The 12,069-nt window shown below is 60.1% G+C and carries 6 protein-coding genes; 3 read left to right on the top strand and 3 right to left on the bottom strand.

Annotated elements, in window-relative coordinates; genetic code table 11:
• The first annotated feature begins 98 nt into the window (after positions 1-98).
• The gene (locus MWU54_RS10830) at positions 99-551 is read left to right on the top strand and encodes a hypothetical protein (RefSeq protein WP_247083174.1); all 453 of its coding nucleotides are present in this window, start codon (positions 99-101) and stop codon (positions 549-551) included.
• On the opposite strand, the gene MWU54_RS10825 is transcribed toward MWU54_RS10830, so the two are convergent.
• The 3 genes from MWU54_RS10825 to MWU54_RS10815 are packed head-to-tail and all read right to left on the bottom strand — an operon-like array spanning position 552 to position 7,539.
• Entirely contained in the window at positions 552-2,291 is a 1,740-nt protein-coding gene (locus MWU54_RS10825; protein WP_247083172.1) for a thiamine pyrophosphate-binding protein, read from the bottom strand.
• Positions 2,292-2,316: 25 nt separating this feature from the next.
• Entirely contained in the window at positions 2,317-3,939 is a 1,623-nt protein-coding gene (locus MWU54_RS10820) for an FAD-dependent oxidoreductase (protein WP_247083170.1), read from the bottom strand.
• Between the two features lie 12 nt (positions 3,940-3,951).
• Positions 3,952-7,539, bottom strand: coding sequence for a LodA/GoxA family CTQ-dependent oxidase (locus MWU54_RS10815; RefSeq protein WP_247083168.1), 3,588 nt, complete (start codon positions 7,537-7,539; stop codon positions 3,952-3,954).
• 109 nt (positions 7,540-7,648) lie between these two features.
• Here MWU54_RS10815 and MWU54_RS10810 point away from each other — a divergent pair, with 109 nt between their 5' ends.
• Positions 7,649-8,737, top strand: coding sequence for an NAD(P)/FAD-dependent oxidoreductase (locus tag MWU54_RS10810; RefSeq protein WP_247083166.1), 1,089 nt, complete (start codon positions 7,649-7,651; stop codon positions 8,735-8,737).
• A complete protein-coding gene (locus MWU54_RS10805; protein ID WP_247083164.1) occupies positions 8,674-12,048 on the top strand; it encodes an adenylate/guanylate cyclase domain-containing protein in 3,375 nt (1,124 codons plus the stop codon). The genes MWU54_RS10810 and MWU54_RS10805 overlap by 64 nt, the downstream gene beginning before the upstream one ends.
• Positions 12,049-12,069 lie beyond the last annotated feature (21 nt).

The following is a 12,069-nucleotide window of genomic DNA, read 5'->3' as shown; positions in this document are numbered from 1 at the left end:
GCCAACCACTGGCGTGCGGCGGTTTTCGTTTGACTCGGTTGGGAAAAGTCCTTTCCCTGTCGTCACATAGCTTCAGACAATTCACGAAGGGGGAATTCATGCGCGAGTCCATCACGGGGCATCATTGCTATTTGACAAGCGGTAAGGTCCACGAAATCGACGGTCCAAACCACATGCTGTGGCTGGGCGAATTCAACGGTCCGTTTGTGAACCACAAAGGCAAAGGGTCGTTCCTTGATGGCACCGCGTGGCGCTGCCCCGGCATGAACGAAATGGTCGACGGGAAAACCGTCGAGGCCAAGGGGTATTGCATCATCACCGATGAAGACGGCGATTATTGCTACCTGCGCTGGATCGCCGATCCGGCAGACGAGCCGGGACAGTTGCAGGGCAAGTCGTTCTTTACCGGCGACAGCACCGGCAAGTTCAAAGGGGTGCAGGGCGAATTCAAATGGAAGATGGTCTACCAGGTCATGCCCAACCCGAAACGCAACGAAGACGGCATCATTGGCTTTTCCGACTTTGAGGGCTGGTACGAACTTCCCGAATGATCACGCCTCGGGTGGTGGCTGTTTCGGCTTGAAACTGGCCACCAGCGCAAACAGCTCGGGGGGCAGATCGTGCTTGTCCACCTTGGTCTGGATCAGGGTCGGTACCGTGTTCTTGCGCGCGTCGTCTAGGGCGGTTTTCAAATCCCCAACAGTGTCGGCCCGAACGCCCACAAGGCCAAGGGACTCTGCCATATTGGCGTAGTCCCAACGCGCCAGAAGGTTGTAATCGTCAAAGTTCTCTTCGTAGCCGGTCCCGTCTTTCTTCTCGATGAAGGCCCCCAACCCAGTGAAGCACTGTTCCAAACCATAGGTGCCATTGTCGATGACAAGGATGGTGATGTGGAACGACGGATCGCGTTTCCATTCCCTGGTCAGCCGCGCATAGGTGGACAGCGCCTGCGCGGTCATCTGGAAACTGCCGTCGCCTGCGATTGCAAACAGCGGTCGCCCGTCGTGCAAGGCAAAACCCAACGCGCCCGGAACTGCGTATCCCAGCGACATCCAGTCCGACTGGCAGGTGAACCCGTTGGCGCGTTTGATTTCAAGCCTTGCTCCCATGAACATGCTGATGCCGAGGTCGCAGAACACACCGGTTTCGTCCTGCAACCGTCTGTTGAGTTCGTGGAAGGTGTTTTCATAGGTCAAAGGTGCCGTATCGGGGTCGGGGCGCGTCAGCGGCCGCATCATGCCCGTCGTACCGCCGCGCAGGCTGGGGTCGTCTTCGAAGCGCTGGATCAGGGCCGTCACGAAATCGCGGAAATGGACACCGTCATATTTTGCGGACCCGATACGCACCAGATCGCGTTGGACCGACACCGTCTGGTCGAATTTTTCGATCACGAAGTTCTTGTAGTAGTCGATGGGGATCGCCCCCAGTTCAAGGATCAGATCGGCGTTGTGCATGATGTCGATGACATCCTTGCTCGACGCGGCCCCGGCGAAGGTGCCGAAATGCATGGGATCGGTTTCCTTGACGATGCCCTTGGCCTGAATGGTCGTGGTAAACGGGATGCCGGACACGTGGATCAGTCTGGACAGCTCTTCGTTCATGCCAAGGCGCTGCATCTCTAGCCCGACCCAGAACACCGGGTGTTTGGCCGCCTTCAGTCGCGCAACCGTGGCATCGAGCGCGGCATTGATCGCATCGGGCCATGATGCCGGGGGTTTCTTGACCGGCATTGGCCCTGTGGGTGGGTCGATCTTGGCGCGCTGCACGTCTTTCCAGATCTGGATATAGACCGGGGCCTGTTGCGCCAGTGCTTCAGCCAAGGCGCGGTCGATGGCCTCTGCCGCGCCTTCGGCGGATTTTATCACCTCGGTGGCGACGGTGACATTGGCAAAGACCCTGGCATCGACATCCATGTCTTCGGAGGTCGAATGGTGAAACACGATGCCGTAGGATTCCAGGTGCTCGCGCGCGGTCGCACTGGGTGCCCCGGTGACCAGCACGATCGGCACCCGTTCGCGCATCGCACCCGCAATGGCATTCAGCGCGCTATAGGTGCCGACACCGTATTGCAGCGCGACACAGGACAGACCGCAGGACCGGGCATAGCCATCCGCCGCAAACCCGGCCTCCAATTCATTGACCGTGGCGATCCGTTCCACGCCATCCGCTTCGTCGACCACATCCAGAAAGTCGCCGATGTAATCCCCCGGCACCGCAAAGATGTGACGAACGTCGTGTTCGCGCAGACGTCTGATGAGGTAATCAGACACGGTGATCTGTTGCGTGGTCATGGGGTGTTCTCCTGCGGGGTGTCGGTCAGCCGCCCAGCTTCCAGTCGGCATCAATCCATGAAGGCCGGTCGAGGTTCAGGTGCTTTTGCAGCATGGTTTCAGCCGTGGCGAGAGACCCTTCAGCCCAGCCCTGATCGGTCGAATAGGCCTCGCCGCAGATGTAGACCTGTTCGTCATCCACCGGTTGCAGCATCTTCGGGATCACGTCCGGGAACCGGTAGCCCGCCTTCCATTCGTGCCAGCCGCCGCCATAGGGATCGGCGCTCCAGTCGTGGTACAGCGCGGTGTAGGGCTTTGGCACATCCGACAGGCCGTGCAATTCGCCCAATTGTTTGACAGCGGCATTCACCATCTGACCGGTGACCGGTGTCTCGGTTGCCGGGACAGGCGATTGGCCTTTGGTGAAGGGCGTGTCGTGCCCTGTGAACGGCGCCGCATGTTCCAGACCGCGCCAGAACGGGACGGTTGCCATATCGCTATAGGTGGCCAGAAGCATCGCGCTCTTGTTGCCGTCGTCCGGGCTGAAATCTTCTTCCGACGGGAAGTAATATGTCTGCCGCAGCGGCAGGTCCGTCGTGGACCGTCCGGCAACAAGGCCAAGCTTGCGCCACCATGGCTCCTCGAAGCCCAGAAGCAGCTTGAACGCCTTTTGGATCGCGACGCTTTTGAGATTGCTTCGCAGCCAATCATCCGCTTCAAAATCTGCCCAATCCACCAGTTCCAGCGACCGGCGCGGCATCGCCAGAATGACGTGCTCTGCCTCGACCTGAAAGGTCTCGCAATCCGGCGGGATCTGGTAGTGCCCGTCGATATCCTGCGTGCGCTTGAAGGTGAGCCGGTAGCCCCCCTTGATCCGTTCGATATGGGACAACGCCGATTGCATTTGCGTCGGCAGACCGTTGTGGTCCTTGAGCTGTTTCTCAAGCGTCAGGGGCAGAGACTGGTACCCGTCCGCCAGGCATTTGTAATGCACCGGAACATCGCCGTATTCCGTGGCGGGCAATTGATAGACTGAATTTGTGTTGGCCGTATTGGCATCATACCCGCCGCCATCCTGCATGAAGTGATACGCTTCGGAGGACAGATACTGGGCCAGCAGGTTCCAGTAGCCGATCTTGTAAAGTGGCTCACCCATCGCCATCACATCGCACCATTCTTCGGTGGTCAGCGAATTGTAGCGGTCTCCGGCAAGCTGTTTCATCACCTTTATCTGCAGGTCGGTCGGCGACAGGCCTCGCTCATCCGCGGCAAGTTTGTAGGGCACCTTCGCGGCGTCTTTCAAATCGGCATTGGTCAGATGCGTCCCGCGCAGGAATAGCATATTCCGGCTCTGGCCGATTTTGGGTCCATCGGGATCGTTTGGATCGACCGGGGCGGGATTGCCCATCAGGAAGGGCTGTGTTGGCAGGCCCAGTTTATCGACAATGGACTTCACCAAAAGATGGCTGGTCGGCAAAAACCGCATGCCGCCGAGTTCGGCTGGAATGTTGGGCATGCCGGGCAGTTTCTTGGAATAGAGACGCCCGCCGATACGGTCGCTGTATTCGAACAACTGTGTTTTCCCCGCCCCTGCGCCGCTGGTGACCAGCCGCCACGCCACATAGGTCCCCGCGACGCCGCCACCGATCACTGCGTATTTCAAGTCCATGACGTCGCCCTCCTAGTGAATGCCACCCATGCCACGAACCCGAGGACGCGGATGCACGTCGGGCGGTGGCATGTTCTCCAGCGCACTTGGCGCAGACCGCGATGGTGGGGTTGCGGGTATCGGGCATCCCGCGTTGATCCATGCAACGATCACATTGCGGAACGTCCGGCCCAGATGGTCAGACCGTTCAAACGCCTGTCCCATGCGGCTGTCGGCCCCCAGGTAATCCTGCACAATGACGCTGTCGCTGACACTTCCCGGTGTGATCATGCCGTTTTCGGGGTCCGCTAAGGCCCGCATGAACGCAAAGGTGTTTTCCTCTGTGCCGTTGCGGACCTGCGCCAGCCACCATGACACGTTTTCGCTGACGGCTTTGCCGGTTTCGGGATCAATGCCTTTTAGCAGCTTGGCATCATGCGCCTTTTCGCCCTGCGCCTGCATCTGCAGGCGTTCGACCAGTTCGGCCATCGCAACGCCCGGATCGACAATCGGCTTGGTCCCTGCCCTATCCCGGTCTTCCAGCCACAGCGTCCAGCGGCGCCAGGCCGCCAGTTCTTCATCGTTGAACACCTTGAACATCGGGCCGTTAAAACTTGTCAGTTCAAAGAAACGCGACTTGTCCGGACGACCGGGAACGATGTAGCCCGCATCTACCAGCGCTTCGGCGAACTTTTCCGGATCCAGGAACCAGTCGTTGATCAGGTTGGGACCTATGGTTTTGTCCCGGTGGTTCAGCGCCCCGTACTTGGCCTTTTCCTCGATAATCCGAAGCACCTCGGCCTCGGGCGTTTCAGAGCGCATCTGGTGGATCTTGTCGACAAGATCCTGGCCCAACGTGCCGGTATCGCCAAAGGCAAGGAACCCGTTCCAGATCCGTCGCCAATGGTCGCGCATCGCCTGTTCGCCGCCACGGGCGCGGACCTGATCCAGATACAGCTTCACCGCCTCCTTGGCCTTGGCGCCATGCCCATCGGCGGCATTGTCGATCCCGATGTGCAGCCGGTAGAAATGCGGATCAACACCGAAGTATTCGCACATCTTTTCCACCGGATAGAGCCCCGGAACCGTCCATTCCAGCTGGAGCGTAAAGCCGATCAGTTCGGGGATGTATTCCTGCGAAAACTGGGCAATCGCCAATTCCAGAACCGGGACCGCAAAAGCGCTGTCAAGGAAGCGGTCGTCCATCGCATAGGCTCGGCTGCGCGGGTCGTGCAGGTAGATCCCGAGGCTCTTCAGAAGGCCTGTGTAGATGTTGCAATGGTTCTGATGAACCTCGCCGTCGCCGGCCTCGTCCATCCAGATCGAGAACAACAGCGACTGCACTTCATCCAGCGGTCCGGCGGGTGTGGCCTTGTGCAGCCACGCGCCGTCGTTCTGGTTCAGGGGCGCAAAGTTCGTGATCCGGACGAGGAATTCCTCGCGGGTGCGGAAGTTCGGATTGTCCTTGGGGTCGGCCGGATCATAGTTCAATCCGGACTGCACCATCTCGTCATAGATGCGCTGCATCCGGGTGTCGTAGAGTTCTTCCGAGTATTCAAAGAACCGCCAGCTTTCGGGATATCCCTGTTCGAACTGATGATCCCATGACCGTTTAAGCAGGTAATCCGTGAGCCAGCGCGCCTTGGGCAAAAATTCAGGGTAGCTGTCGATGTTGGACAGGTAATAGTAAAATTCGCGCAGATTGATCCCGGCAAACGGCGTGCGTTCGGTTTCGACCTGTACGGTCTGGTCTTCCGGCGTCCAGAGCGCCGAAGCGTCAGCCGCACTGTCCTTGCCGCCGGTTTGGCGCAACTGGCGCAGCGACTTGGGAACAGGTGACGGGCGTCCGACGACAAAGCCCAATTCGTCCCAAAGCTCGACAAGCGCATTTGACCCACGGGCGTCGGGGCTGTCCCATTTCTTGGGCAGGTGTCCATCAAAGCTGGTTTCCACGCCGCGCGCCCATTCTTCGCGGTGGGCAAAGCGTTCGCGGGCCCATGTCACCCGTTGCGCATCACTTCCCGGCGGCAGAAGGCCCGGCAACTGTTCGGCGCGGTATTCTGTTCCGTCATTTGTGATCTCGCTTTGGACATCGCGGATCACGGCTTTGTAGGTCTTTTCAGACACCACATCATCGGGGCGCTGCGCGGGCCACCAATGGGTGTGGCACTGGTAGAAATCAGACTGCCACGGCACGGCCATGTATTGCGTAAGTTGCCCGGCCTCGATCTTGGGATTGATGACGAAGGGTTCTGAATACAGCTCCTTCAACTGGCTGATGAAGGTAATTTCAATCCCGGGGAAAAACGGCCCACCCACGCAGGGCTGCAACGCCCCTTGGGTCAGGGCGTGTGGTCTGTCTTGCAGATCAATCTCTTCGAACTTGGGCCAAATCGGCGGCCGCCCATCCCAATCATCGGCGAAATCACCCTTGGCCCAGGCCTCCAGGACCGCATATTGCGATTTCAGAAGGCACATCCAGTGTTTCGGGCTGCCTTCCTCGCAATCCCCGGCGTCGCCCGCGAGCATCGGCATGAAGCGATAGTTGGCCTGGTCCTTGGCCTCGGGCGAGTCCGGATCAAGGTTTGGGTTCCGCAAGCGTTCAAAGATCTTTTTCCGCGCCAGCGCTGCTGCATCCAGCTCTGTCTTGGAGGCCGATTTCCCGCGTGCCGATTTCGCGTTCAGGCTCAGCGTATCAAGCATCGCAGGGTTCAGGAAATCCCCGCCTTCCCCGGGGCCATGCCCGCGCCGCGCTTGTTCGTTGACCCACTGTGTGCGCGCCATGCGCGCCAGCAAGGGAAAGACGTCGGACTTGAACGATACCGGGCCCTTGTCCCGTGGCAGACCCATTTCGTGCCCGACATCGCGGCAGACGTCATACAACGTGCGCAGGTTTTCAATGTCAGGCGCATAGTTCGGCGGTGCAACGATGACATGCGCCGGGCGCACGTCGATTTCCGTGCCATCGGGCAAATGAACCTCTGCCCGCACGGGGCCGTCGGATACATCGTCATGCCACCAGTCGGAATTGGCATAGGACTCTGTCGGGTTGTTCGGCTTGACCGACGCTGATTTGCCAAAGCCGCCCAGCACCAGAAGACGCCCGTCCGCATCGGTGCGCAACTCTCCCAGCGGGACCTCTTGCTTGATGAAGGTACCACCATCGAACCGCACCGGACCCGCATCACAGCCGGTGATCTCGCGTGGGCCGGGATCAATGATCAGGTCCGACCGGTCACCCGAATAATCCGCATTCCGGATATGTGTCTTGTTTTCCGGCGTGATCGGCGGCGCATCGGCGATGAATGTTTCACCCATGACATAGCGGTCTTCGAATTTCAGAAACGCACCCTTGCGGTTGGCCAGATGCGCATGCCACGTGATCTCGGCAACATCCGGGGCGACCTCGCCCAGAACCTTGTCATTCTTGTCGAGCGCGTAGATCCGAAACCGGGCGGCCTGTCGCTTGATCCGACCAGAATGATCCTTGAACCCCCCTTCGGGTCTGACCTTCTGACCGGGGTATTCCGGGCCGATGAAATATTGCGCGGGCGCGTTGCCCACACGGGCTATTCCGATGGATGGCGCAATGACACATCGCTTGATCGCAGACAGATCCATGAAATCCCCCAAAACATTTTCAAAGTGAAAGAAGCTACAAAAATCAACACAATGGGCCTAGCTTTGAGCGAATCTGTGCTTGACGCAAGGTAAGATTTCAAAGGGATACATGTTTCGCATGCAGATTGCGGTCATTGGAGGCGGGCCTGCGGGCTGCGCCTGCGCCATTGAACTGGGCCGTTCCGGCATGCCCGTCTGCCTTATCGATGCCGGTCAGACCGGGCCAAAACCCGGAGAGGTGCTGGCACCCTCGGCACAGGGCGATCTGGAGGCATTGGGCGTGTCTGCGGATCACCTTTCGGAAACGCACCTTGTCTGCACCGGGATCGACCGGGTTTGGGGCGGGGCTGATGTGGCACGCGTCGACTACGCGACCCAGTTGACACATGGGTGGCATCTGGATCGCACGGCGTTTGATGCCGCATTGCAGGATCTGTGCCGGTCTGTGGGTGTTGACGTTGTCACCGGCACTGCACTGCGAAACCTTCGGCAAACCACCGATGGGTGGCGGCTTGATCTGGATAACGGCACAGAGCGGGCGGCCACCTTTCTTGTTGACGCAAGCGGGCGCCGGGCTGTGGTGGCAAGCCAGCTTGGCATCAAAGGCCAGGTTCAGGATCGCCTTGTCGCTTTTCACGCCGTTGTTCCAAATGGCGAAAGCCGCGCGGCGCAGCCGATGTTTATCGAAGCGGTCGAAAACGGCTGGTGGTACACGACGCCCGTTCCCGGCGGCAAACGCGTGTTTGCCTTTCTGACCGACAGCGATCTACCCGCCGCGCATCACGCGGCACAGGCAGATGGGTTTCGCGCCTTGCTGGAGAAAACCCGCATCGTGGCCGGGTTCGACGCATCGCACGAACCGCTGACGCCAAAGGCCTATGCCGCGACGAGCCGGCGGCTGGATGCCTTTCGCGGCGCGCACTGGTTGGCGATCGGAGACGCCGCCATCGGACGCGATCCGCTGTCCGGCGGAGGGATTGCGCAGGGATTGGAGGATGGACGAACCGCCGCTGCAGCGCTTAAATGGGCACAACGCACCGGCGATGCAGAGTTCGCGTCGTTCGAGGCCCATATGCAATCGGTTTGGGACACCCATGAACGCGAACGCCGCGCAATGTACATGACGGAAACGCGATGGACCTGGAGCCCGTTCTGGGCGCGGCGGTCTGGCGACGCGTCCGTGGCGCAGGAAAGATAACGGGCGTGGGCAAGACCGATGGCACTGACGGCTGGTACGATGCCGGCATTGTGGACCTGCTGACGCAGGCGGGCCTTGACCATCACATTCCAAGCTTTCTGGACCAGCGGATTGATCTGACCATTGCCGCGCAGTTGACCGATACAGATCTGAAAGAACTCAACCTGCCAATCGGCGACCGCCACCGGCTGACACAGGCGCTGGCCGCATTGTCGGCCCCCGATGACAGCACCGGTGGGTTGATCAACATTGATGCGCAGCGTCGTCAGCTGACAGCGGTGTTTTTCGACATTGTCGAGTCGACGAAACTGCTGAGGCGGCTGGACCCCGAAGACTATCGCGAACTTTTGCGCGCGTATCGCGGGGTGCTCAATCAGGAATTGAACCAGCACGGCGGCAAGATCATCCATTTCGCGGGCGATGGCGTGATTGCGGTGTTTGGATATCCCCGCGCGCATGATGCCGACGCTGAAAGAGCCGTGCGCGCGGCGCTGAACATCGCGGATCAGGTGACGGATCTTCGTCTGCAGGGCACGGATCACAGCCTGTCTCTCAGGATCGGCATCGCGTCCGGCACCTGCATCATCGGTGACATCAATTCGGACGGCATTTCCGAACAAGACGGAATCACCGGTGAGGCCATCAACCTCGCGGCGCGCATTCAATCAAGTGCCCGGATCAATGGCGTTATTATCTGTCCGGTGACCAACTCCATCGTTGGTGACGCCTTCGCCCTTGAGCCTGCCAAGGAGATCGCGGCGAAGGGGTTCGGCGACACGGTTCAAGCCTGGCATGTGACGCCGGCAGCGCGCAGCGCCAACATGCTGAGCCTGATCGACGGACCGCTGGCCGGGTCGACCGAGATCCTGGATCATATCAAATCCGAATGGCACGCAGCGGGGCAAGGCACGCTCAGATCTGTTGTTCTGAGCGGACAAGCGGGGGCGGGCAAGACCCGGCTGATGCGTGCGCTTCGCAACTCGATTGATGTCGCGCCTGATCAGATCATTGTCTGGGAAGGCAACGAGGTGTTTGCCAGCACGTCTCTTTACGCGGTGTCGAACTGGATTAGTGACCACCTGGGCCTTCACGCGGCCTCTGGTGCGGACGCATCGCAGCTTTTGCAGTTTTATCGCGGTGACGGGTTTGACGCCTCGGTGGTGCAGAATGTGCTGGGTCATCTGATCGGCAATATCGACGGGCTGCCCGAGATCGATCTGGACACGGCAGATCGGCGCAGGACTCTTTTGGCCTTGTGTGTTGCTCATATCAAGGAGCGGTCGCGCCGATCCCCTCTGCTGATCCTTGTTGAAGACCTGCACTGGATTGACCCCACGACGCAGGAGCTGATCGCGCGGATACGCGAGGAACTTGCCGATCACCCGATCATGATCGTCAGCAGCACACGCCAGGCACCCGGTCAGATCGCGGACAGTCTGGGTGCGCCCATCGCGCTGGAGCATCTGGACGATGCCGCTGCTGCGGCACTGGTGCGGCAGACAGCCGGAGATCTGACACTGCCCGACGCCGCCGTTTCCGCAATTGTCCGGCGCAGCGAAGGTGTTCCGCTGTATCTTGTCGAACTCACGCGGTTGGTTGCGTCGGACTACCAACCCGGTGCGGACGGGGCGGCCACGATACCCGCCACCATTCGCGGCGCATTGACCGCGCGTTTTGATCCGCTTGAGGAGGACCGCGAACTGGCGCTGGTTCTGTCGGTTTTGGGACGGGATTTCGAGTTTGATTTGCTGCCGGAGCTGACGGGGTTGTCCGATCATGCGCTTCACGCGGCGCTTGACCGGCTGGTGGCGCAAAAAATCCTTGAGCCGACGGGGCCGTCCGGTCAGGGCGCGTGGCGATTCACCCATGCCTTGCTGCAGGAAGCGGCCTATGAGTGCCTTCTCAAGCGGCAACGGGTGCAATTGCACAAGGCGGTGGTCGCCCTCTACGCCCGCCTGCATCCGGATCTGCATCAGCGTGAACCCGAACGACTGGCCTATCATCACAGCAAGGCCAATGATCACGCCAAGGCCGCAGATGCCTGGTACAGCGCGGGCCAGATCGCGTTGCGCAATTCGGCGCATTCCGAGGCCCTGACACACTTCGCCAACGGATTGGCCGAGATCGGCAAAACCGAACAGGGACAAGAGCGCAAGGCAACGGAACTGAAGCTTTATTCAGCCAAGGGGCGCACGTTGATTTCGGTCGAGGGGCACGGATCGGCCAATGTGCTGGCCGCGTTGAACCACGCCGCGCAATTGACCGAAGAGGTGCATTCCAGTGCCGAGGTGTTTCCCATCGTGTGGGGGTTGAACGCGTATCACATGATCCGTGGCAACGTGGCTGCGAATGTGCATGCCTCGGAACGGCTGGTGGAGTATGCGACGCAGGACGCCAAGCACGAACACATTGTCGTGGCACACACATCCCGCTGTCTGGCGCTGTATTACGCGGGCCGCTTTGAAGAAGCGTTGGCGCATCTGCGCATCATGGAAGCGCAGTACGACGCGTCCACCGATCCCGAGCTTGCGCATAAATACGCGGTCGACCGGCTGGTTGTGGGATATCAGCACGGAAGCTGGCTGTTGTGGTTGCTTGGCAAGGCTGACGCGGCGGCGGACATGGAACGCAAACTGTTTGCGCATGTGTCCAAGCACCCCCATCCCTACAGCTATGCGCAAGCCCTGACATCTGGGGCGTCCATCTATGTCTTGCGGCGCGAACCGGATCTGATGCTTGACCGGGCGCGCGCCGGGACCGAATTTGCGCGCAACAAGGGCAAGGATGTCTGGGTGGATCATGGCGATTTCTGGATCGGCTGGGCGACCAGCGAACAGGGCGATCCGGTGGCTGGCGGGAAGCTGATCGAAGGCGCGCTTGAACGCTATATCGCAAGCGGAACGGGATCGTCGCTTCCCAAGTTCTACGCGATGCTGGCGGAAAACCGGTTGCGCGAGAACCGGCGCGGAGACGCCGAACGCGTAATCCGCAAAGCGCTGGACCGGATCGAGGAGTTCGGCGAACGGTGTTACCTGGCAGAGTGCCTCAGGATCGACGCGGCCATCCGCGCGCAAAACGGCGCGTCGTTGGCCGAGACACGGACCCATCTTCGCACCGCGCTGGACATTGCGCGGGACCAGAATGCCGTCGGTTGGGAATTGCGGATTTCCCGTGATCTGGCGCGTCATTTACTGGACGCAGGCGCGCATCAGGAAGCGGCTGACCTGCTGTCACCCGTGCTGGGCAGAATCACGGAAGGCCACCAAACCGCCGATTACGTGGAATCAAAAGCGCTTCTGGATCAGTGCTGAACAGGGCACCTGTTGGTCTTG

It is taken from the genome of Marivita sp. S6314 (assembly GCF_023015985.1).
Classification (GTDB): Bacteria; Pseudomonadota; Alphaproteobacteria; order Rhodobacterales; family Rhodobacteraceae; genus Marivita.
This window is presented reverse-complemented; position numbering and strand designations above follow the sequence as displayed.

Bases quoted from the DNA above. Each gene is read 5' to 3' on its own strand.
- MWU54_RS10820 (WP_247083170.1), bottom strand. From the start codon at position 3,939: ATGGACTTGAAATACGCAGTGATCGGTGGCGGCGTCGCGGGGACCTAT.
- MWU54_RS10815 (WP_247083168.1), bottom strand. From the start codon at position 7,539: ATGGATCTGTCTGCGATCAAGCGATGTGTCATTGCGCCATCCATCGGA.
- MWU54_RS10825 (WP_247083172.1), bottom strand. From the start codon at position 2,291: ATGACCACGCAACAGATCACCGTGTCTGATTACCTCATCAGACGTCTG.
- MWU54_RS10805 (WP_247083164.1), top strand. From the start codon at position 8,674: ATGGACCTGGAGCCCGTTCTGGGCGCGGCGGTCTGGCGACGCGTCCGT.
- MWU54_RS10830 (WP_247083174.1), top strand. From the start codon at position 99: ATGCGCGAGTCCATCACGGGGCATCATTGCTATTTGACAAGCGGTAAG.
- MWU54_RS10810 (WP_247083166.1), top strand. From the start codon at position 7,649: ATGTTTCGCATGCAGATTGCGGTCATTGGAGGCGGGCCTGCGGGCTGC.